Below are 21,339 nucleotides of genomic sequence, written 5' to 3' on the forward strand. Positions count from 1 at the left end.
TATTCGACTTTGAAGTGCTCCTCTTAGAAGTTACCCGTTTTTCGCCAAAAGAAAAAGTCCAGCCCGTAGGCTGAACTGTTTTTTGAGCTGGATTTTGATTTTGACTCACTGAAGCGTCCGGATTTTCGTCCGTTTGTTACCGGGCTCACTGACGAACAAAATCCCGAGATCGTGATGATCCTGTTCATAAAAGGCCCGCTGTGCGAACCGGACGTCTCCGTTATGATTCATGACTTCGAGACGCAGGTACGGTTTATGTTTTTGAATCGCTTCATAAAACGATTTCTCCGACTCGACGAACTCTCCGTTGACTTTATAGATTGCTTCACCCGGAACAAGCCCCATCTCGGAAGCCGGTTTCTCCGGTAACGTTCCGAGAATGACGACGCCACGTTTACCGTTCAGGAACAACGGGGTCTGGGACCGATTAAGTCGTTTCGTCCGCTGATGCAGAATCAGGTGAATCATGAGCAGGACCGGCAACCCGTACAACCAGATGTCCTGTCCGGTCAGGAAGGCGCCTGCCGCGAGCACGACAGACAACAGGAACGTGATCAGCCGCCCTTGGATCAGGGGACGGATCAGCTGGTCCGGCAACTGGCCGGTAAAGAGGAAACTGAAGCCGATCGGCAGGAACAAGACAATCGGAACGAATTCCGGAAACGACCATTGCGGAATCAAGACTTCGAGACTGCTTCCCGGCACGAAGACGATGAGTGGAATCAGCCACAGTTTGTTGGACGACAGCCCGCCGATGTAACGTCCCCGTTTCGATAAGACGAGCGACGGCGATAAATTCTTTTTCCCCCGCCAGATCAGCAACAGCAATTCGGCACCTAACGACAGGGTCGCAAGCAGCATCCAATCGCTGACGCTGACATCGCGGAGACCTTCAATCCGGTCACTCGTCATGAACCAGGTGAGACCTACCAGGATGACAAGCGGTCCGAGCGGTAAATTGAAGCGGATGATACCTGTCAACAAAATCAGGAACGTCAACACCATGAAGGCAATCAGAAACTCTGACGAGACCGTCAATGTCAGACTTACACTGATGACGGATAAGACAAGACCAACGACGAAGCCTGGAACAAGCGTTTCGAAGACATCGGTCCGTTTGCTACGCGTGCGTGAGCGGAACAGATTCCGTTCGCGTTTGACACGTCGCATACTGAGTAAAAAACTGACTAGAATTGCTAACCACAAGATTGGACTAGCGAAGAGACTAATCACTGTCCAACCGATTCCATCGAGTAATTCCACGCCCATTCAGACCTCTTTCTGTAAGTTATTGTGCAGCGACTTCCAACGCCTTGATACGCTGGACATCATTTTTTTCGTCTTCCAGTTTCTTCAGGAGACGCGTTTCCATCTCGGAAGCCGTCACCTGATCGATTTTGCCGGTCACCTCAAGCTTCGCGTCTTTTTGGAGACGCTCGACCGCCTGTTTCATCGTATCGCCAAAGTAACCGTCCTGTCCTTTCGGATCAAAACCGATCGCTTCAAGAACCAGGTGTGCGTTTTCGACAGGCTTGCCGTAATCTCCAGTCGCCAGCGTCTTGTCATCCGTCAAAATCTTCGTGACGTTAAAGTAATCCGGCTGTTTGACTTCGACCGTCGGCTTGACGCCTTTTTTATGAATCCAGTTGCCGTCCGGTGTCAGCCATTTATTCGTCGTCAGCTTCAAATCACTGCCGTCTTTTAAATCATAAGCGCTTTGGACGATTCCTTTTCCGAACGATTTCGTCCCGACCACTTCGGCACCGGCGCCTTCTTTTAATCCGGCGGCCAGAATTTCCGAAGCCGAGGCCGATCCGCTGTCTTCAAGGACAACGAGCTTATAAGGTTTCTTCTCGTCCGCTTTCCCGAATTCCTGCGTCCGTTCCCCTTTGTTGTCCTCTACCTGGAAAATCGGTGTCTCTTTCGGAATGAACGGCGCAATCATTTGCGAGACGGCCGTCAGCAGCCCGCCCGGATTTCCCCGGACATCGATGACGAGTCCATCAATGTTTTTCTCCTCGAGCGCTGCGAGTTGTTCCTCGAACTCTTTTGCCGTCGGATCCGAGAATTGCGTCACCTGAAGGACACCAATCGTCTTGCCGTTGACTTTTTCCGTCTTCGAATAGACGGTTTCAATCGGAATCGTATCGCGGACGATTGAAATCTTCATCGGATCCTGTCCGCCGCGTTGAATCGTCAAGACGACTTTCGTCCCTTTTTCGCCGCGGATTTTCTTGACCGCTTGATCCGTTTTCTGTCCTTTTGTTGATTTACCGTCAATTTCTAAAATAATATCCCCCGGTTTGATACCGGCTTTTTCAGCGGGCGATCCCTTGATTGGTGAGACGATGACAATCGATTCGCCTTTTTGTTCGAGGGTCGCACCGATTCCTTCGAATGAAGACGACAAATTCGTGTTGAACGATGCCGTTTCCGATTCGTCCATGTAGACGGAATACGGATCGTCGAGGACTTCCGTCATTCCCGTCAGTGCCCCTTCGAGCAACTCCTGATCCGTCACGTCCTCGAGATAATTTTGGGAAATCATCTGTCTGACCTGATCAATTTTTTTCCAATCTCCCGTTGCGTTAGACGAAGAACTCGTCGCCACTGAATCCGTTCCACCTGCCGCTAACATCCCGACAGCCCCTGCTCCAAGACCCAAACCAAACGTACTGACCGCTATGACGGCCGTTGTCGATTTTTTCACGCGTAATTCCTCGTTTCTGGTGTAAACCTGCTATTTTTTTCAGTATAGCAAAAAAAGATAGGTTACCCTATCTTTTCGTCAGTCGCTCGTTGAAGTTATAAGATGTACGATGCCGGATCAACCGCATTTGGTTGTCCGACGGCCCACTCACCGCGATGGATCTCAAAGTGGAGATGCGGCCCTGTCGACCAGCCGGTTGAACCGAGTTTGCCGACGATATCCCCCGGCATGACCGTTTGTCCCGCCTTGACCGAAACCGAATCGAGATGACCGTAAACCGTCGTCCAGACTCTCCCGTCAATCAGGTGTGTAATCATGACGACATTTCCATAGCCGGTCGCACTGCCGGCCCGGAGGACAATCCCGCCGGCCGCTGCTTTAATCGGGGTTCCTTTGGCATTAACGAGATCCAGTCCGGTATGCCGTTCCGACTTCCCGGTCAACGGGTTGTTGCGGGGACCGAAGGGTGACGAGACGTAGCCGGTCACAGGCAACAGGAACGGTTTGACCGACGTGCTGGGACTAGATGTCGCCGGTTGGGACGGGGCTTCCGTCACCGGTTCCGAAGCTGTCGGTGGACGGGTCGTTGGCTGCTTTTGTTCTTGCTGTTCTTTGTCTGCTTTTTCTTTTGCTTCCTGCTCCGCCTGACGCTGTGCTTCTGCCTCTGCTTCCCGGGCAGCAGCTTCTGCCGCTCTCTGTGCCGCTTCCGCCCGTTCTTTCGCTTCCTGTTGGGCCTTGAGTTCGGCTGCCCGCAACTCTTCCAATTGACGGCTGATCAGGCGTTGTTGGTCTTCAAGGATCGCCGCTTCTTCCGCTTTCGTAAACTGCTCTTGTTGCAACTGTTTGACCTGGCTGTTCAACCGGACGACCAACGTCCGTTTGATTTCCGATTCCGCGATGATCCGGGTCTGCAGAATCAGCAGTTTCCGTTGCTCTTTCTTTAATTGTCCGAGAACCAGTTCCTGTTCGGACCGTTGTTCGGTTAATTGTTTGACGTTTGCCTGATACGTCTGCAGGACGCCGTCATCCTGCTTGATGATTTCACTGACAGTGCTGAAACGCGAAATCAGATCTCCAAAATCCTTTGCGTCGAGCAGTACTTCGATGTATTTGACGTCGCCGTCTCGTTGAACGGACCGCAGACGGTCTCCGATCAACTTTTCCTGCGCCCGGAGTTTTGATTCGGTTTGACCGACGGCACGGGTGACAGTCGCCAGTTCTTCTTTGGCAACAGAAACAGCCGCCTGTTGATCCGCAATCTTACTCGCTAAATCTTCCAGACGGCTGTTGACTTCATCAAGACGCGCTTTTGCTTCCTTGCGCTCCTGTTTCGTCAAGACTAACTTCTCCGATGTCTGATTCTGCGATTGTTCCGTCTCTTGCAGACGGGACTCGACCTCCTGTTGTTCCTTCAACAAATCTTCCTTGGACGTTGCCTGAACGGACACACTTGAACCAATCAATGCCAAGCTTAGGACGGTGGAACAGAATCGGACCTTCATGAGAAGCATCTCTCCTCTATCTTTTATTTGATTTTTAGAATTTAGATCTTCAAGAAGCGGCCAAGTGACGTCGTTGATCCCCAGACACCGATGAAAGCACCGAGTGCAAGCAGAATGACAGACACTTGAATCGACAGTTCACCGGGTGGAATCAAGGTGAAAATCGACGCATTCAAGGATACGAGTTGCGGTTGCAACGCATTGTACGTCACTTCATAACCGAAGTAGACGACAGCAATCGGGATTAACGCCCCGAGGACACCCATCAACAGTCCTTCGATGAAGAACGGAGCACGGATGAAGCCGTTTTTTGCACCGACGAGGCGCATGATTTCAATCTCACGGCGACGTGAGAAAATCGTAACCTTGATCGTATTCGAAATGAGGAACATCGCCATGAATGTCAAACCGACAATCAGGATGATACCGCCGATCCGAACCCCTTCAAGGAAGTTGAACATCTTCTCAACATAATCTTCGCCATATTCGACACTATCTATATTTTCCATTTTTTTGACTGTATTTGCAATAGTTTCTGTCTCATTTGGTGAAGTTGCCTTGACGATATACCGGTCGTGGAGCGGATTATCCTTCTCAACTGACTGGTAGGCTTGCGATCCTTCGCCAAGCTGTTCCTTGAAGCGGTCCAGTTCTTCTTCTTTTGAGCTGTAACGAACAGATTCAACACCAGGCATCTGTTCTAGTTTTTTTCCAACTGCATCGATTTTTGCCTGATCGGACTCTCGTTCGACGAACACCTGGATTTCGACGTCTTTTTCGACGTTATCGGAAATCTTGTTGACGTTGAACATGACCATGGCAAAAATGCCAACGAGTAATAAGGTCACGGTAACGGCACTGACGGAAGCGAATGTCATCCAGCCGTTTCGGACGAGACCTTTTGCCCCTTCCCGTAAATGACGGAATCCATTAAACTTCATAGCCGTACATTCCTTTCTCTTCGTCTCGGACGATTTTTCCACCGTCAATCGCAAGGACGCGATGACGCATCTTATTGACGATATCTCGGTTGTGTGTCGCCATTACGACCGTTGTCCCACGGCGATAAATCTCTTCAAACACTTCCATGATCTCCCATGCTGTATCCGGGTCGAGGTTTCCGGTCGGCTCATCGGCGATGACGAGTGACGGACGATTGACAATGGCTCTCGCAATCGAGATCCGTTGCTGTTCTCCACCGGATAATTCATCAGGATAGTTCCGTTCCTTGTGCTTCAGTTTTACGAGTTCGAGTACTTCAAGCACTTTCTTGCGGATCTGAGATTTGTCTTCACCGACAACTTCAAGGGCGAACGCGACGTTTTCATAAACCGTCAAGGACGGGAGTAGTTTAAAGTCTTGGAAGATGACGCCGATTTGGCGACGAAGTTCGGGGATTTGGCGGTTTTTCAACTTACCTACTTCAATTCCTTTAAATAAAAACGAACCGCTTGTCGGACGTTCTTCGCGATACATCATTTTCATGAATGTCGATTTCCCGGCTCCGGATGGACCAACGATATAGACGAATTCGCCTTGGTTGATCGTCAAATTGACTTCACGAAGTGCCGTGACACCGTTCGGATAAATTTTGCTGACTTGTTGCATCTTGATCACTTACTTCACATCCTTACTTGATTACTGATGCTGATCAGATAGGTCTTAACGCCTACCGACCCCCATTATAACAGGCAACAATTTTTAAGCACATTACAATCAAATGTCATTTCCGGCTGATTTACATAAAAAAAGGGAGCCGGACAGCGAACATTTGTCATGTTCGTCATCTCTAGCCCCATACTATCACATAATTATTTTTTGTCAGCTAACCAATCCGCAACGGCAACGATTTCTTTGTCGTCTTTCAGGATACCGGCTGGCATTTGCCCTTTACCGTTTTTGATGATTTTTTGAATTTCTTCCGAAGAATATTTCGCTCCGACTTTCGTCAAATTCGGTCCGACATTTCCCTCGAGATTATTCCCGTGACACGAAGCACAGTTGTTGGCGAAGATTTTTTCAGCGTCAACTGCTGTTTCTGTTTTTGACGAATCATCGCTCATCGTCGACTCGTCTTTTGATGTATCAGACGAACTTGAATCGTCACTGCCGCATGCACCGAGTACAAGCGTCGCACCGAGTCCGGCTGCGAGTAAAAGGTTTTTCAGTTTCATTCTTATTCCCCCTTAGTTAAGTACAAAACGACATCGTTATCTATTAGAGTATAACCGTTATCCATACTTTCTAAGCGTGATTTCACAAAAACTTCACTCTTTCTAAACGTTTACGGCACATTCCGGTAACGTTTGTCGTCCGAGAAACCGAGCCCGAGCACTTCATGGGCCTCGCTGACGACCAGAAAAGCGTTCGGGTCGATATGTTTGACGATTTCTTTAAGCGTCGTGATTTCCCCTTGGCGGACGACGACCATCAGCATCGGTTTGCGCGTCCGAGTAAATGCACCGGCGGCCTCGATTTCCGTCGCTCCCCGGTCGAGCGTCTGGAAAATCTCTTTAACAAGCGCTTCCCGTTGATCGGAAATGATATAGGCCAGCTTATCGTTCGTGATACCGAGTTGCACGACATCAATCATCTTGATCGTAATGAACAAGGCGACGAGGGCATACAAACCGATTTCGAGCGAAAAGATGATGGCAGCACTGATGACGATCGTCCCGTCGAGCAATGCGATACAGAAATGGAGCGGGATTTTCGTGAAGCGATGCAGAATCTGGGCAATCAGATCCATCCCGCCGGTCGAGGCACGGGCTTTAAAAATCAGACCAAGACCGATCCCGACGCCGGCTCCGCCGAAAATCGCAGCAAGCATCGGATTCATTGTCGCTGCCGGCACCTCGAACCGTTCATAAACCAAGATGACGACCGGTAAAAAAATGGAGCCGACAAGCGATTTGACACCGAAGCCCATTCCGAGAATCATCCAACCGATGGCTAGCAAAACGATATTCGCAATCAGCTGAAACAAACCCGGTGAAATTCCGAACAGATCGTTCAAGACGATCGACAGACCGCTGACGCCTCCAGAGGCCAACTGGTTCGGTGCCAAAAATAAACTGAAGGCACTGGCGACAAAGACTGAACCGAGTAATAAATACACATAGTCGCGGACGACTTCCTGACGTGTTGATGTCATAACGTTACATTTCCCCTTATATAAGTTCTACAACCCGTTTTTCATTTTAGCGGAAAAACAGAGGAGCGACTAGAAGGGCTGAGCAACTCGCAGTGGTTCTCTTATACCGCACTAAAGGGTTTCGAGTACCGGACTATCCCGGTGACTCCTTTTAATGCCTGCCGTTCAAGCGGCATGACCAGAAAGACGTCCGTCGGGACCGGGAACGGGGCTTCGATGCCGTAATCGACTGCCCGCTCGAATCCGAACTGCGGATAATAACTGTCATGACCGAGGACGACGATATGCGATTCACCGGCTTCCCGCGCATCTTCAATCACTTGACGGATCAATTCCGAGCCGATGCCTTTACGTTGCCAGTGTGGTTTGACACCGACCGGTGCTAACGCAAGCGACGGAATGTCCTCGATGTAAATCCGGCTCAGTAAAACGTGACCGACGATTTCTCCCTTATCGGTGACGGCGACGCGGCTGTAGTGCGGCAGCGACTCCTCCTCTTCCCGCAACGCTTCGACGAGATCGGCTTCCGTCCGTTGACCAAAGGCGGCTTGATGAACAAGCCGGATTCCGGCTGCATCCTTGAATATTTCTGTACGAATCTGCATCTGTTGCACTCCTTCAATCGAATTGGTAGAAAAAAACCGCCGACACAAAGGCCGACGGGATATCCACTTACATATTCATTAAGCGCAGGTACGCATCGATGAAGCCCATGATGTCCCCATCCATCGCGCCTTGCGTATTCCCGACTTCGTAGTTCGTCCGGTGATCCTTAACCATGCTGTATGGGTGGAAGACGTACGAACGAATCTGACTGCCCCAGGCGATATCTGATTTTTCGCCGCGGATTTCGTCGAGTTTCTTTTGTTTTTCTTCGATTTCACGTTGATAGAGTTTCGCTTTCAACATCTTCATTGCCGCTTCACGGTTCTTGATTTGTGACCGTTCCTGCTGACATGACACGACAACGCCTGTCGGAACGTGCGTAATCCGAACGGCAGAGTCCGTCGTATTGATGTGCTGTCCACCGGCACCGGATGCCCGGTACGTATCGACACGCAAGTCTTCCGTGCGGATCTCGATATCGATATCATCATTGAATTCCGGCATGACGTCACATGACACGAACGACGTATGGCGACGGCCTGACGAGTCGAACGGAGAAATCCGAACGAGACGGTGAATCCCTTTTTCCGCTTTCAAATACCCATAGGCATTGTGCCCCTGGATCCGGAGCGTGACCGATTTAACACCGGCTTCGTCACCCGGCTGATAGTCCATTGTTTCGACTTTCCAGCCCTGCTTGTCACAAAAACGTTGGTACATCCGCAACAACATTGATGCCCAGTCCTGTGACTCGGTTCCGCCGGCGCCCGGGTGCAATTCGAGAATCGCGTTGTTCGCATCGTATTCGCCGTTCAACAGGATTTGCAGTTCGAACTCATCAAATTTCTTTTTGATGTCGCCGAGTTCCGACTCCAGTTCTTCCTGGAGTTCAACGTCCGGCTCTTCTTTAATCAATTCGTACGTCAAGACGATGTTTTCGTGACCGTCCGCGAGGTGCTGGTATTTATCGACCATCGCTTTCAGACCGTTTGATTCGTCGATGACTTTTTGAGCCGACTCCTGATTGTTCCAGAAGTCCGGGTACGTCATCTCGTTTTCAAGCTCCTCGATGCGTGAGATCTTCGTCTCGAGATCGAGTGATGCTTTGTATTCATCGAGTTTCTTTTCCATCCACTCGGCGGTATTGCGTATTTCTGCTAATTCCATTGTGTTCCACCTTCTCTTTCCGTCAAAAGAGGCAGGAATCTCCCGCCTCTTTCAGCCGCTTCGTCACTTATGCCTGACGGCCGTGACAGTTCTTATATTTTTTACCGGATCCGCACCAACATGGGTCGTTACGTCCGATTTGTTCATTTGGATTTTTTCGGACCGGTGCTTTCTTGACGACCTTGTCCTCTTTACCGGAAACGGCGACTTCGTCTTTAACGACTTTTTCGCGTTTCAGATTCGGATCAAGATCCGCCCGGAGAACGAACTGTGTTACTTCTTCCGCAATCGCTGCGTTCATCGTATCAAACATCATCGAACCTTCCGATTGATACTCACGAAGTGGATCGTTTTGACCGTAAGCGCGTAAGTGAATCCCTTCACGCAATTGATCCATCTGATCGATATGGTTCATCCAGTGCTGGTCGACGGCGCGGAGGACGATGACTTTCTCGAACTCGTCAAACGCTTCAGCCGGCACTTCCGAGCGTTTGTGCTCGTAATGGGCAAAAGTCCGTTCTTTTAACAGTTCGATGATTTCTTCGCGTTCCTTGCCGAACAGATCCTGCTCGGAGACTTTTTCTTCGAGCGCAAGTGTCTGGTTGGCCCACTCCGCTAATGCAGCGATGCTCCACTCTTCCGGAACGAACTCGATTGGCGTGTACTGATGGACACCCGCTTCAATCGTCTGTTCGACCATCGGACGGACGATGTCAGAAACCGACTGGGCATCAAGAATCGCAGCCCGGTCCGCGTACATGACTTTCCGTTGATCGGCCATGACGTTATCGTATCCGAGAACCTGTTTCCGCGCATCGAAGTTATTTCCTTCGACCCGTTTTTGAGCCGATTCAACGGCACGTGAAACCATCCGGCTTTCGATTGGTTGCGAATCATCCATTCCGAGACGATCCATCATCGATTGCAGCGAATCCGATCCGAAACGACGCATCAATTCATCTTCAAGTGACAGATAGAACTGGGATGCCCCCGGATCTCCCTGACGTCCGGCACGACCACGGAGCTGGTTATCGATCCGGCGGGATTCGTGACGTTCCGTCCCGAGGATGTAAAGACCACCTTTTTCGATGACACCTTGTCCGAGCTTGATGTCGGTACCACGACCGGCCATGTTCGTTGCGATCGTGACCGCGTTCGGTTGTCCCGCATTCTCGATGATTTCCGCTTCACGCGCATGGTTTTTCGCGTTCAAGACTTCATGGCGGATGCCACGTTTCTTGAGGATGCTGCTGAGCAACTCTGACGTCTCGACGGCAACCGTACCGACGAGGACCGGTTGTCCTTCGCGGTGGGCACGTTCGATTTCGTCTGCGACTGCAGCAAACTTCCCGTTCATCGTCTTGAAGATCAAGTCAGCCCGATCATCCCGGACGATTGGTTTGTTCGTCGGAACCGGTACGACGTGCATGTTATAGATGTTACGGAATTCTTCTTCCTCGGTTTTCGCTGTCCCGGTCATCCCGGCAAGCTTCGTGTACATCCGGAAGAAGTTTTGGTACGTGATCGTCGCAAGTGTCATCGATTCGCGTTGAATCTCGACGCCTTCCTTCGCTTCAATCGCCTGGTGCAGTCCTTCCGAGTAACGGCGGCCTTCCATGACACGACCCGTGAACTGGTCAATGATCATGACTTCATCTTCACGAACCATGTAATCGACGTCCCGGTGCATGACCGAGTTGGCACGGAGCGCCAGGCTCAAGTGGTGGTTAAGAGCGATGTGATCGAGCGCAAACAGGTTATCGATGCCGAAGTATTTTTCAGCACGGTCGATTCCCTGTTCCGTCAGCAATACACTTTTCGTCTTGATGTCGACCGTATAGTCTTCATCTGCTTTCATCATTTTCGCAAACATATCGGCTTGCGAATAAAGCGCTGTTGATTTTTCGGCAGAACCGGAGATGATCAACGGTGTCCGTGCTTCATCGACGAGAATCGAGTCGACTTCATCGACAACAGCGAAGTAAAGCGGACGCTGGACACGGTCTTCTTTATAGAGGACCATGTTGTCACGCAAGTAATCAAAACCGAACTCATTGTTCGTTCCGTATGTGATGTCACAGCTGTACGCCGCTTGTTTTTCCTGGCGTGACATGCTCGACAAGTTCAGACCAACCGATAAGCCGAGTGCTGCGTAAAGAGGTTCCATGATGTCCCGGTCACGTTTCGCCAAGTATTCGTTGACGGTGATGACGTGAACGCCGTTGCCGGCGAGGGCATTCAAATAGACGGGAAGTGTCGCGACAAGCGTTTTCCCTTCCCCGGTTTTCATTTCGGCGATATCGCCGTTGTGCAAGACGTATCCACCAATCAATTGGACACGGTAATGACGCATCCCGAGGACACGTGTTGAAACTTCGCGACAGACCGCAAAAGCTTCCGGTAAAATATCATCGAGGTCTTCCCCGTTCTCAAGACGAGTCCGGAATTCGACCGCTTTTCCTTCTAATTCCTGATCCGATAAGGCAGCGACTTGTGCCTCAAATGATTCCACGGCATCCGCCGCTTTTTCTGCTTTTTTCAGAACACGTTTCGTCGGTGCGAATAACTCTTTTAGAAAATTAGCCATGCCTTACAGTCCCCTTACTTCGAACGATTCTTTAAACGAACAGAATTCCGAGATTTTTCCTTTATTCAGTGTACCGAATACGCCGTCAAATTTCAACAAGCGGAGCGACTGCGTCTTATGAAATACAACTTTAGTCTGAGACATGTTCTATTCACAAATAGTTTTTTATCATACCAAAAGAGGACTTACTCCGGAGAGTAAGTCCTCTGTAGATTCATTATTCTGGTTCAATCAAGCCGTAACGGCCATCTTTCCGACGGTAGACGACGTTCGTGTTACCCGTTTCCGCGTCTGAGAAGACGAAGAACGTGTGACCGAGCATGTCCATTTGAAGAATCGCTTCTTCCGTGTCCATCGGTTTGAGTGTGAAACGTTTTGTCCGAACGAGTTCGAGTTCCGCTTCATCCTCTTCGTAGACAGGTGCTTCTGCCTCCGGTCCTTCGAGCGTTTTGAAGTACTCTCCAATACCGCCGTCTTTGGCACGGCCTCTCCGGTTGATTTTCGTTTTATGTTTCCGGATTTGACGTTCGAGCTTATCGACGACGAGGTCGATTGCTGCGTACATGTCGCCATTGACATCCTCTGCCCGCAGCAAGAGGTTTGGCATTGGAATCGTCACTTCGACTTTTTGTTTCTCATTGTTGACTTTGAGATTGACATAAGCCGTTTGCGCTTCCGTAGGAGTTGTGAAATAACGAGTTAACTTTTCAAGCTTTTTCTCGACGTAGTCCTTGAGAGCATCTGTGACGTCCAAGTTTTCACCGCGAATGTTGTAGATCATGTAAACTCCTCCTTAAGTAACCGGTTGAACCTATGAATTCGTCATCGTTTCAGTCGTTTCCTTCTGAAGATTCAAAATTCTTTTGGTTCGTAATTATTATACCACGATAAGCCCTGCAAGGAAATGAAAACGGTGACATTCTGTTGAACGTCTCCTGCTAAACTTAGCGTACTATAATAGTTGTTGCCTGTTGATATTAGCGTATATACCCTTAACAAATTGAGATGAAACAAAAAAACCGCTTTTAGGAGATTCCTAAAAACGGTGGTGGCTGCTAACGGAATTACAGTTTCGAGACGTTTGCCGCTTGCGGGCCACGATCGCCGTCGACGATTTCGAATTCTACTTCTTCGCCTTCTTCAAGTGATTTGTAGCCATCTGCTTGAATTGCCGAGAAGTGGACGAAGACGTCTTTTGCATCCGATGTCTCGATGAAGCCGTAACCTTTTTCAGCATTAAACCATTTTACTTTACCTTGTTCCATTCGAATTCACGTTCCCTTCGCAAACTGGATTGCGAGAGCAAGCTCTCTACCGAGTATACTATCAAAAGAAGCAATTATTGACAATTAAAAATTCTGATTAATTTGAATTAAATATTCAATTGAATTAAATTTCCTTATGTATTGCTCTATTTTTCAAAAAATTACATTGTCATTACAGGTGTAGTATTGTATTATATCGTTAGTAATTACCTATTTTATCCATTGTCCTATCTAAGGAGGATGTAGTCGAATGCGACCATTCCATAATGACGAAAAGTATCGAATCACGAAACGGACCGTTGCGATCTTACCGTGCTATGACATGATGAAACAATCCATCATCGTCTTAGAAGACGGATCAACGATCATGACACCGCTTCGTCCGTATCAACTCCTGCAGCTCTCTTGCAGACAGTACAACAGTTCCATCGAGGAACGGATCGTCACCGCCAAACGTGTCGCTTCCGTGAAAGGAAAAGTCCCTGTCGTCATCGAACCGACACTCGGTCTCGTCTTTTTCCCTACCAAATCACCAAAACGTGATGATTGCGAGTGGTACGCCTGGAGCCACATGTCCGAAGTCATCGAGGAAGACGGACAGACTAAACTCAAAACTCGTAACGGCATGATCCTTCCCGTAAACGCCTCTCCTTACATCGTCCGCAACCAAATGAAAGCAACCGGCGAGCTGATGGCTCGTTACCAGCAATTGAACGCGATGACATTAGAGGACCGCTTTAATGCAATCAAATCGTAAAAAAAATGGGTTGGGCGATGATTTCGCTCAATCCTTTTTTGTTTGTGCCGATATATAATAAGATGAAGAATTTTTCAAGAAAGGAGGTTCATCGATGAATATCCAGATGAATCCAGCAAGTCCGACCCGTTCCGCCCCCACGACCACCTTATCGGAGACGAAAACATACAGCGGGACCGTCCTCGAAAAGACGGGTCCGAATACAGCTCTCGTCCAGGTCGGCCGCGAAAAGGTCGAGATGACCTTCACCGGTGATGTTCCGGAAGGCACGTTTCAATTCCAGGTCAAAGGCCAAACGACAGAAGGTTATCTGATCGAACAGGTGACAGAGCAGACCGAGCCCGATGTACCGGTGACCGGACCAACGAAACCGGATTCGTCTGGTGTCGATGCGACCTTACTCGACAATCTACCACCGGAATTAAAACAGGCCGTCGCCCGGCTGCTTGCGACCGGTCAACTGCCGCAGACACCGGAAACGGTCGCCCGACTCGTCGCCGCCCTGCAAGGGACTTACAAGGACCTGGTCCTCCAGCTCATCACACGTCCGTCCGACAGTGCACTGCCGGCTGACGCCAACGTCCTGATCGCCCAGTTGCTCGGCTCAACCGATTCGTTAGTCGACGTCTTACCGGAACGGCAAGCGGTGATCGAGAAACCGACGCTCAGCAACGTCATCGCACTCGACGTCGCCCGCGCGACACTTCCGACACACCATGACATCGATCAGGCGACACCGGTCGCTCTCCGGCAAATCGCAGCACATGTTCCGGCAGACGTCCGACCGGACATCCTCGCCCGGATCGACCGCGGTGACCTGCCAGCGGTACGGGAACAACTCCGGTCTTATTTCCCAAGTGAACGACCGGTACTCGCGGAACGTCCGGCACCAAGTAAACTCGAACAATTGACGGCCGTCATCGCTCAGGCGCAAGCAGTGCCGACGGAAAAAACCATTCCGGCTCCGTCCGTCGCTCCCGTCCGGTCGAATTTGACGGTCATTGCTGAAGTGACACCACGGCTGGCCGAAGTGACAAATGATTTCCGCAGCCAACAGCGAACGATTGTTTCACAACTGCGGCAACTCGAACCGCTCGTCGAGGAACGGCCGCTCCAGATGGCCCAAGTCATTGAAAGTACGGCGAACCGGCTGCGGCAAACGTTCCAGCAGACGGACGCGATGTTACATACGAGCATGCGTGACGAAAAACAACTGATCCAACTGTTGTCAAAACTTGAACGGGGAACGGAACTGGCCCTGCTCGGACGCGGGACGGAAGCCAAAGCCGTCGTCCAGGAAGTCCGCCTGGCGCTCGAAGCATTCCGTTATGCTCCGGCAAACGTCCGGACCGCCTACTTACCGGAACTGAATCCGGGCTTGCGGCCGGCTGTCACCAATACGCAACAAACACCGGTCTTACCGCAAAGTCAACCGGCATCACCAAACCAACCGGCTTCAACCACACAACGACCGATTCCGTACGAACCGGGACAAAACAGTCCACGGGTTTTACAGGAGACGGTCCAAAAAACGCTTCAGTTACAAACGGCGGAGTTGAAACTCGCGACGCCGGCAGCGAATCCGGAAGCGGCGAAACTGCAAACGTTTCTGAACACGCAGCAACAGGTCAATAAACCGGATAACAACCAGCAACTGCAGCAACTATTGCTCGCCCTGCCCGTCCAGCTCGTCGAAGGGACGGCCGGACTGCACGTCCACTTACAAAATAAACGACCGGATGAAGTGATCGACTGGGAAAACAACACGTTGTACGTCCAACTTGAGACACCACGCCTCGGCGACATCGGTGTCCGCGTCGAAACGGTCAACCGGAAGATGCAGATTACGATTGAAAATGATTTCCCGCTCCTCGAGCGTCTCGCAACGCCGTTCCTCGAACGAACGACGGAAGCTCTGCAGGCGACCGGTTATCAGGACGTCCGGATCCGGTTTGATGCCTTTACGAAAGACCATGCGACACCGGAAACCGTCAAACCGGACGAAACACCAACCGGTTACGACTACCGGATTTAAGGAGGCCCTATGTACCAGAAAATTGACTTAAAACACCGGAAATCAGCGGCCGTCCTCCGGTACGATGAAGCGTCGGGGAATGCCCCGATCGTCGTCGCCCGGGCGACGGGTGCGGCAGCGGACCGGATTTTACAGGAAGCCCGGGCAAGCGGCGTAGCGATTGAACAGGATACGTCGTTGCTCGGTCATCTGCTTGACCTGGATCTCGGAACGGCGATTCCCCCGCAACTCTATGATGTGATGGCAGAACTTTTACTGTTGATTGAAGAACTCGATCACGCGAAAGGACGGAACACATGACCGAACAAGAACTGTATCAAATGACTCCCCAACAATTGACGGAGACGATGTTAGAAGGTCTCGTCTTTCAATATGAGCAGGCAATTACCGGTCGCGACGAGCGCCGGTTCGATACCGTCAACGTCCGTCTGCAAAAAGCCTACCAATTGCTTGAAAAACTGCAGGCCGGTCTGAACGACGAAGGCGGCATCATCACGGCCCAGCTCGATCAACTGTATTATTACTTAGCGGAACAGACGTTGCAGGCTTATCTTGAGCCGACACGCCTAGAAGAACTGTTACAACTGACGGAAGAACTGTTGGTCACCTGGCAAGCGGCCAGTCTGAAGAAAGACCGTCCCCTCGTCCGGGCGGCACACCATGAGCGTTACGAAGGGATGGACTATTAATGCGGATTTCAAACAATGTACAGGCTTTAAAAGCCTACCGAAACTTAAGTGTCAATCAGATGAACGTCAAGACGACGATGGATAAACTGTCGAGCGGTCAAAAGATCAACCGCGGTGCTGATGACGCGGCCGGTCTCGCAATTTCTGAAAAGATGCGGAACCGTCTTAAAGCGCTTGATAAAGCGGAACAAAACGTCCTCGACGGCATTTCGATGGTCCAGACGGTCGAAGGTGGACTCAGTGAAACGCACAATCTGTTGCAACGGATGCGGGAGCTGGCCGTTCAAGCCGGTAATGGAACACTTGCGACGGAAGACCGGACGGCGATCCAGGAAGAAATCAACCAGTTGACGAATGAAGTCTCACGGATTGCCGAGACAACCCAGTTCAACGGTAAAAAACTATTGACAGGCGGCTTCAGTACAGAAGACAATGCTGTCTTCATTCAGACGAATGCCGGGGCGAACGAAGGCATTTCTTTAACGATTGATGATATGCGTGCGCGCAACATCGGAATCAGTACGACCGTCAAACCAAATGCCGACGCCCGGGCACTCGATTATCCAAGCGTCAACACAACACCGGAATACGCGCTCAGCGTCATGACGAGCAGCGACGCCGATGAAGCTATCAGCCGTTATACACAGGCCATCGATACGATTTCCCAGCAACGGGCAAAACTCGGAGCAATCCAAAACCGGTTCGAAGCAACATCGTCCGTCCTCAGTGTCAGTAAAGAAAACCTGACGGCGTCTGAGTCACGCATTCGTGATACCGATATGGCGCGTGAGATGATGGAGTACGCGAAGTATAATATCCTCAATCAGTCGGGTATGGCGATGATCGCCCAGGCAAACGCCTTACCGCAAGGCGTCTTACAACTACTCAACTAATCAAAGGAGGAATCCCCGATGGACATCCGGCGCATCCAAGAAACAAGCCGCCTGCAGACACCGAAGACCGGACCACGTGAGGTCGAAGCATCGACGACGTTTTCTGCCTTGATGCAGGATAAGCGTGAACATAAAGGCTACGAACGTCTACAACAAAAGTTGATGCTCGTCGAAGAGCACGGTCAGTTGCTGGCGGAAAGCCAGACAATCGAACACCTCGAAGCTTATAAAGAAAAAATTAAGGACTTCTTAAAAGATGCCCTCGATCAGTCACAACAACTCGAAGAAAAGCGTGGCTTCAATCGCCGTGGACGAACGAAAATCTACAAGGTTGTCGAACAGGTCGATGCGAAGTTGCTGCAACTGACCGACAACGTCATTTCAGGCGAATCCCGTCGACTCGAGATTCTCGACCAGGTAGGTGAAATCAAAGGAATGCTCGTCAACGTTTTTGTCTAAATTCATCTTGAGGAGCACGTATCATGCCTGATCTTTATCTTAAAAAATGCCGTTGCCCCTACTGTCTCAAAGAAACGGAGACGAAACGTGTTCTGAGCCGCCATATTCGTGTCGAACACACCGATATGGATGGCTTCGTTCATTATCAGGGACCTAACGTCTATTTTTACGAACCCATCCAATGTAGCCACTGTCGTTTCATTTTCCATGAAGCGTTTGAAAAACTACGGCCTGATGTCCGAACGCTACTAGAAACGGACATCTTATCAATGCTTCCGGTCTTACCTTTCTCTGCAACAGAACGTTCTGTGAAACAGGTACTGTATCTATACAAACTATGTTTGTATATGGCACAAGTCACGTTACAAAAAGACAGCATCCAAGCGATGCTTGGTATTCGAATTTCATGGATGTATCGGTTGCTGGAAGATTTGGAACAGGAACTTTCTTGGACGATGCGATCTGTCCAAAAATACGAAACCATCTATTTAGAGTATTCGGATGCGGTCCGAACGGGTATTCCTCACGATGTCTTACTTTTACGGATCAGTGATTTGTATGCGACGTTAGGCGATACAGATAACGCCAAACAATGGTACGGTCTCATTTTCCAAAGTAAAACGGTTTCCGATCGAATTAAAAAAGAAGCCCGCGAGCACTGGGAACTGTACCGCGAACAACATCCCATTTAATTTTCTCCCCTGTTTGTCTGCGATGTGTTGGACGAAACAGGGGTTTTCTTTTTGGTTGACGAAATCCATACATATAAGACATCGAGGAAGGAGGCGAACACATGACGAGACCTTACGCAACCAGTCTTTATTTACTTGTGACCTATCTGATTCTAGCATTGACGTTTGACCAGACGTGGACCCATGCCATCGCCGGCAGTATTACCTTAATCGGCTTAAGTTTCTGTTCCTGGTCAGCGTTGGTTCATTTTTTAAGACGACCGAATCATCCGTACCGTAGAATCGGTCAGGCGATTGTGTTATTTTGGCTCGGAATTGTCATCAACTCTGTTTTAGCATCGTTACCCGACCGGTTCCACCCTGTTTGGTCTGACGCCTTGGCAAATGTGACACTGACACTTTTCTTATTCTTGACCGCGATGACCTTGGCCCAACTAATCGATTGGTCCTCGTTCCGTCAAAATCGGTTGCTTTATCTTGATGGCTTTATTTTATTCGGCATGTCGTTCGTCTTCGGTTACGTGATGATTTTACAGAATGTGCCTGATTTTTCCCGAAATACCGTCGAACTGATTGCGATGACCATCTATTCGCTCTGTTTCATGGCACTGATTTTGTTTTCTCTGATCCTCTACACGACGGGGCTAAGCGATACAGTACGTCACCGGACGCTCATCCAGGCCATTGCCCTGTTTTGTGTGGCGAACTTCGGTTACTACACGTTTTTGATTCGTGGCCAGTTTGATCTTGCCGTTTTTTTCTTACCGCTTTATCCACTCAGCTTGTTTGAACTCATCCGTTACTTCCGCCGCGTCCCGGCATCGACGACACGAAAATATACGTTGTCGCGTCCGTATTTACCGTACGTCAGCCTGATGCTGTTGCTCGTCTGGATTTCCTTTTTCCAAGTTCCGCTTCTCGTTTACATTTTGTCAATCGCCTTATTGTTTTCGTTGTTTTTAATTCGTCAGTACTTTTCAGAACGGCTAAACCGGCGTTTATTAGAAGAATACGAAGTCATCCAGCTTGATCTCGCGCAGCAGGTCAAGGAACAGACATCCCTCCTCGAACTGCGGAAAGAAGAGTACCGGCGATTGTTTCTCGATCATCCGGAACCGATTCTTCAAGTCAACCGGATGGGGACCCTCCAAACGATGAATCCGCCGGCCTTGCAGCATTTCGGTCAGCAACTCCCGGAATACCTGTCGTCACAACTCCGTCGAGAAGTCGTGCGCCTGGAGACAAGCAGGAAGCTGTTGTTGCATGAAGGAACCAGAACATACGATACGACGCTGATTCCCGTTCCGGATCACGAATATGTCTACGTCCTGCTGTCGGATATTACTGAAACGCTCGAACAGCAACAGTGGCTCGAAGAACTTGGCTATCATGACGCCTTAACGCGGTTACCGAACCGTCGGTATTTCGAAGACTTCCTGCAGGACCGGTTGACGCAGATTGAAGCCGGTTCGTTGCTGTTCATTGATCTCGACGGGTTCAAACAAGTCAACGACAGGTACGGACATGACGCCGGCGATTATGTCCTGCAGGAGACGGCGAACCGGCTCAGGCTTCATCTCAGGGAAGATGAAGTTGCTGCCCGGCTCGGCGGAGACGAGTTCATTGTTTTCTTACCCCGTTCGAAATCTGAGACAGTTCACTATACTGAAGACTTGATCAATCAGCTCAATCAGCCGTTTTTGTTCCACGGGACAGCAATATCGGTCACGCCGTCGATCGGGATTGCCCGTTACCCGGAAGACGGCGTAACGACAATTTTGTTACTGATTCAAGCGGACGAAGCGATGTACAGCGTCAAACAGCATGAGAAAAATGCTTATCGCTTTAAATGAAAAAGGACTTTCCGCGATGGAAAGTCTTTTTCGTTACAACGACTCGCGCCGATATTTTTCTTCTTCATACGCATCCGGTAAATCGGAAATCGGACGTTCGGCTTCTTCCCAGGATTCCGACTCGACATCCGGTTCGATGAACTGATCGTACGATCCATCGGAACGGTAAAATGGTTTGACGACCTTTCGTTTCTTGTCTTCACGTTTTGGCACGCGAGATCCCTCCCTACGTCTAGAAAGTTACTGACGAGAATCAAAATACGGTGAAAAACTACCTTCGACTTCTTCGTACGGATCGATATACGATTTCCGACTTGTTTTCGTCTGACGCAATTGATTGATTTGTACCCCTAATTTAGCGGTTTCTGACGATAATTTCAAGTCGATTTTTTGACTTTCTGCAACCAGCTCTTGAATGACGGCTTGATTGGCGCCGGCTAGTAAGTTCGAATGAGCGGCGATGAACGCTTCCCGTTCGTTCAACAAGTTCTGGATTTTCAGTAACCATTCGTCATAAATGTCTTCGTCCGGCGTCTGCTCAAGCAGTTCCATCAAGTGTTTCGTTTTCAGAAGAAGCGGATCGAGCGGACTCATCGTTGACGCGCGAGCTTCATCGCTTCTTTCCAGGTTTCACGAAACTCTTCTGCAAAACCAATCACTTCATCGATTGCAACAACATCATTTTTGACATTAGCGTCAATCAGACGTCCCTGCATATAGTCATAGAGATTATTCAAGTCTTTTGACAAGGAAATCGATTGGTTAAGTGTTAATTGAAGCTCTAGAATGATTGCTTGAGCTTTTTGAATATTCATGTTTTTTTGTTCAATCAACCCTTGTTCAATCGCGCGTTTCGCAAGCATCGAGAACTTGATCAGTCCTTCATACAGCATTAACGTTAAATCTTGAGGTAAAGCGGTTGTCACAGAGTTCGTTTGGTACGTTGCGTATGGGTTCGCCATCTGAAGTC

23 protein-coding genes are annotated in these 21,339 nt (G+C 49.7%); 8 read left to right on the plus strand and 15 right to left on the minus strand.

Going from position 1 to position 21,339, the window contains the following annotated elements; all coding sequences use genetic code 11:
• Nucleotides 1–105 precede the first annotated feature (105 nt).
• From KNP91_RS08220 to KNP91_RS08275, 12 genes are all read right to left on the minus strand, one after another.
• Nucleotides 106–1,269 (minus strand): PDZ domain-containing protein, encoded by a 1,164-nt coding sequence (locus KNP91_RS08220; protein WP_214849537.1) that lies wholly within the window; start codon nt 1,267–1,269, stop codon nt 106–108.
• 19 nt (nt 1,270–1,288) lie between these two features.
• Nucleotides 1,289–2,710, minus strand: coding sequence for a S41 family peptidase (locus KNP91_RS08225; protein WP_214849540.1), 1,422 nt, complete (start codon nt 2,708–2,710; stop codon nt 1,289–1,291).
• Nucleotides 2,711–2,805: 95 nt separating this feature from the next.
• Entirely contained in the window at nt 2,806–4,212 is a 1,407-nt protein-coding gene (locus tag KNP91_RS08230) for a M23 family metallopeptidase (RefSeq protein WP_214849543.1), read from the minus strand.
• Between the two features lie 41 nt (nt 4,213–4,253).
• On the minus strand, nt 4,254–5,153 hold the full coding sequence (gene ftsX / locus KNP91_RS08235) for a permease-like cell division protein FtsX (protein WP_012371286.1): 900 nt from the start codon (nt 5,151–5,153) through the stop codon (nt 4,254–4,256).
• Complete coding sequence (gene ftsE / locus KNP91_RS08240; protein ID WP_214849545.1) at nt 5,143–5,829, minus strand: cell division ATP-binding protein FtsE; 687 nt, start codon at nt 5,827–5,829, stop codon at nt 5,143–5,145. The genes ftsX and ftsE overlap by 11 nt, the downstream gene beginning before the upstream one ends.
• A gap of 194 nt (nt 5,830–6,023) precedes the next feature.
• Nucleotides 6,024–6,386, minus strand: a complete 363-nt coding sequence (gene cccB, locus KNP91_RS08245; protein ID WP_214849546.1) for a cytochrome c551 — start codon at nt 6,384–6,386, stop codon at nt 6,024–6,026.
• 110 nt (nt 6,387–6,496) lie between these two features.
• Nucleotides 6,497–7,366: a YitT family protein gene (locus tag KNP91_RS08250; RefSeq protein WP_012371289.1), complete on the minus strand. Its 870-nt coding sequence runs from the start codon at nt 7,364–7,366 to the stop codon at nt 6,497–6,499.
• Between the two features lie 101 nt (nt 7,367–7,467).
• Nucleotides 7,468–7,971, minus strand: a complete 504-nt coding sequence (locus tag KNP91_RS08255) for a GNAT family N-acetyltransferase (RefSeq protein WP_214849549.1) — start codon at nt 7,969–7,971, stop codon at nt 7,468–7,470.
• A gap of 67 nt (nt 7,972–8,038) precedes the next feature.
• Nucleotides 8,039–9,139, minus strand: a complete 1,101-nt coding sequence (gene prfB, locus KNP91_RS08260; protein ID WP_012371291.1) for a peptide chain release factor 2 — start codon at nt 9,137–9,139, stop codon at nt 8,039–8,041.
• Between the two features lie 67 nt (nt 9,140–9,206).
• Nucleotides 9,207–11,726 (minus strand): preprotein translocase subunit SecA, encoded by a 2,520-nt coding sequence (gene secA / locus KNP91_RS08265; RefSeq protein WP_214849551.1) that lies wholly within the window; start codon nt 11,724–11,726, stop codon nt 9,207–9,209.
• Nucleotides 11,727–11,943: 217 nt separating this feature from the next.
• Nucleotides 11,944–12,507 carry a ribosome hibernation-promoting factor, HPF/YfiA family gene (hpf, locus tag KNP91_RS08270; RefSeq protein WP_012371293.1) on the minus strand — a complete coding sequence of 188 codons (564 nt, stop codon included), beginning with the start codon at nt 12,505–12,507 and terminating at the stop codon, nt 11,944–11,946.
• Nucleotides 12,508–12,790: 283 nt separating this feature from the next.
• Nucleotides 12,791–12,991: a cold shock domain-containing protein gene (locus KNP91_RS08275; RefSeq protein ID WP_012371294.1), complete on the minus strand. Its 201-nt coding sequence runs from the start codon at nt 12,989–12,991 to the stop codon at nt 12,791–12,793.
• Between the two features lie 250 nt (nt 12,992–13,241).
• On the opposite strand from KNP91_RS08275, the gene KNP91_RS08280 reads away from it, so the two are divergent.
• The 8 genes from KNP91_RS08280 (at nt 13,242) to KNP91_RS08315 (ending at nt 20,369) form a co-directional block, all read left to right on the plus strand.
• Nucleotides 13,242–13,748, plus strand: a complete 507-nt coding sequence (locus KNP91_RS08280) for a competence protein ComK (RefSeq protein ID WP_026827557.1) — start codon at nt 13,242–13,244, stop codon at nt 13,746–13,748.
• Nucleotides 13,749–13,842: 94 nt separating this feature from the next.
• The gene (locus KNP91_RS08285) at nt 13,843–15,783 is read left to right on the plus strand and encodes a serine/threonine-protein kinase (RefSeq protein ID WP_214849552.1); all 1,941 of its coding nucleotides are present in this window, start codon (nt 13,843–13,845) and stop codon (nt 15,781–15,783) included.
• Nucleotides 15,784–15,792: 9 nt separating this feature from the next.
• Nucleotides 15,793–16,083 carry an EscU/YscU/HrcU family type III secretion system export apparatus switch protein gene (locus KNP91_RS08290; protein ID WP_214849554.1) on the plus strand — a complete coding sequence of 97 codons (291 nt, stop codon included), beginning with the start codon at nt 15,793–15,795 and terminating at the stop codon, nt 16,081–16,083.
• Complete coding sequence (locus KNP91_RS08295; RefSeq protein WP_214849556.1) at nt 16,080–16,472, plus strand: flagellar export chaperone FliS; 393 nt, start codon at nt 16,080–16,082, stop codon at nt 16,470–16,472. The genes KNP91_RS08290 and KNP91_RS08295 overlap by 4 nt, the downstream gene beginning before the upstream one ends.
• Entirely contained in the window at nt 16,472–17,365 is an 894-nt protein-coding gene (locus KNP91_RS08300; RefSeq protein ID WP_214849557.1) for a flagellin N-terminal helical domain-containing protein, read from the plus strand. The genes KNP91_RS08295 and KNP91_RS08300 overlap by 1 nt, the downstream gene beginning before the upstream one ends.
• Nucleotides 17,366–17,383: 18 nt before the next feature.
• Nucleotides 17,384–17,824 (plus strand): YaaR family protein, encoded by a 441-nt coding sequence (locus KNP91_RS08305; RefSeq protein ID WP_114595095.1) that lies wholly within the window; start codon nt 17,384–17,386, stop codon nt 17,822–17,824.
• Between the two features lie 23 nt (nt 17,825–17,847).
• The gene (locus KNP91_RS08310; RefSeq protein ID WP_214849558.1) at nt 17,848–18,516 is read left to right on the plus strand and encodes a DUF2225 domain-containing protein; all 669 of its coding nucleotides are present in this window, start codon (nt 17,848–17,850) and stop codon (nt 18,514–18,516) included.
• Nucleotides 18,517–18,617: 101 nt separating this feature from the next.
• Entirely contained in the window at nt 18,618–20,369 is a 1,752-nt protein-coding gene (locus tag KNP91_RS08315) for a diguanylate cyclase domain-containing protein (protein ID WP_214849559.1), read from the plus strand.
• A gap of 33 nt (nt 20,370–20,402) precedes the next feature.
• On the opposite strand, the gene KNP91_RS08320 is transcribed toward KNP91_RS08315, so the two are convergent.
• From KNP91_RS08320 to fliS, 3 genes are read right to left on the minus strand one after another with little or no spacing between them, the layout of a single operon-like run.
• Nucleotides 20,403–20,582, minus strand: coding sequence for a hypothetical protein (locus KNP91_RS08320; protein WP_026827549.1), 180 nt, complete (start codon nt 20,580–20,582; stop codon nt 20,403–20,405).
• A 27-nt stretch (nt 20,583–20,609) separates the two neighbouring features.
• Nucleotides 20,610–20,963: a hypothetical protein gene (locus KNP91_RS08325; RefSeq protein ID WP_214849560.1), complete on the minus strand. Its 354-nt coding sequence runs from the start codon at nt 20,961–20,963 to the stop codon at nt 20,610–20,612.
• Nucleotides 20,960–21,331, minus strand: coding sequence for a flagellar export chaperone FliS (gene fliS, locus KNP91_RS08330; protein ID WP_214849561.1), 372 nt, complete (start codon nt 21,329–21,331; stop codon nt 20,960–20,962). Before fliS ends, KNP91_RS08325 begins: the two co-directional genes overlap by 4 nt.
• Nucleotides 21,332–21,339: the final 8 nt, after the last annotated feature.

It is taken from the genome of Exiguobacterium sp. s138 (assembly GCF_018618775.1).
Classification (GTDB): domain Bacteria; phylum Bacillota; class Bacilli; order Exiguobacteriales; family Exiguobacteriaceae; genus Exiguobacterium_A; species Exiguobacterium_A artemiae.

Bases quoted from the DNA above. Each gene is read 5' to 3' on its own strand.
- KNP91_RS08220 (WP_214849537.1), bottom strand. From the start codon at position 1,269: ATGGGCGTGGAATTACTCGATGGAATCGGTTGGACAGTGATTAGTCTC.
- KNP91_RS08230 (WP_214849543.1), bottom strand. From the start codon at position 4,212: ATGAAGGTCCGATTCTGTTCCACCGTCCTAAGCTTGGCATTGATTGGT.
- ftsX (WP_012371286.1), bottom strand. From the start codon at position 5,153: ATGAAGTTTAATGGATTCCGTCATTTACGGGAAGGGGCAAAAGGTCTC.
- cccB (WP_214849546.1), bottom strand. From the start codon at position 6,386: ATGAAACTGAAAAACCTTTTACTCGCAGCCGGACTCGGTGCGACGCTT.
- KNP91_RS08250 (WP_012371289.1), bottom strand. From the start codon at position 7,366: ATGACATCAACACGTCAGGAAGTCGTCCGCGACTATGTGTATTTATTA.
- KNP91_RS08255 (WP_214849549.1), bottom strand. From the start codon at position 7,971: ATGCAGATTCGTACAGAAATATTCAAGGATGCAGCCGGAATCCGGCTT.
- prfB (WP_012371291.1), bottom strand. From the start codon at position 9,139: ATGGAATTAGCAGAAATACGCAATACCGCCGAGTGGATGGAAAAGAAA.
- secA (WP_214849551.1), bottom strand. From the start codon at position 11,726: ATGGCTAATTTTCTAAAAGAGTTATTCGCACCGACGAAACGTGTTCTG.
- hpf (WP_012371293.1), bottom strand. From the start codon at position 12,507: ATGATCTACAACATTCGCGGTGAAAACTTGGACGTCACAGATGCTCTC.
- KNP91_RS08275 (WP_012371294.1), bottom strand. From the start codon at position 12,991: ATGGAACAAGGTAAAGTAAAATGGTTTAATGCTGAAAAAGGTTACGGC.
- KNP91_RS08280 (WP_026827557.1), top strand. From the start codon at position 13,242: ATGCGACCATTCCATAATGACGAAAAGTATCGAATCACGAAACGGACC.
- KNP91_RS08285 (WP_214849552.1), top strand. From the start codon at position 13,843: ATGAATATCCAGATGAATCCAGCAAGTCCGACCCGTTCCGCCCCCACG.
- KNP91_RS08290 (WP_214849554.1), top strand. From the start codon at position 15,793: ATGTACCAGAAAATTGACTTAAAACACCGGAAATCAGCGGCCGTCCTC.
- KNP91_RS08295 (WP_214849556.1), top strand. From the start codon at position 16,080: ATGACCGAACAAGAACTGTATCAAATGACTCCCCAACAATTGACGGAG.
- KNP91_RS08300 (WP_214849557.1), top strand. From the start codon at position 16,472: ATGCGGATTTCAAACAATGTACAGGCTTTAAAAGCCTACCGAAACTTA.
- KNP91_RS08305 (WP_114595095.1), top strand. From the start codon at position 17,384: ATGGACATCCGGCGCATCCAAGAAACAAGCCGCCTGCAGACACCGAAG.
- KNP91_RS08310 (WP_214849558.1), top strand. From the start codon at position 17,848: ATGCCTGATCTTTATCTTAAAAAATGCCGTTGCCCCTACTGTCTCAAA.
- KNP91_RS08315 (WP_214849559.1), top strand. From the start codon at position 18,618: ATGACGAGACCTTACGCAACCAGTCTTTATTTACTTGTGACCTATCTG.
- KNP91_RS08325 (WP_214849560.1), bottom strand. From the start codon at position 20,963: ATGAGTCCGCTCGATCCGCTTCTTCTGAAAACGAAACACTTGATGGAA.
- fliS (WP_214849561.1), bottom strand. From the start codon at position 21,331: ATGGCGAACCCATACGCAACGTACCAAACGAACTCTGTGACAACCGCT.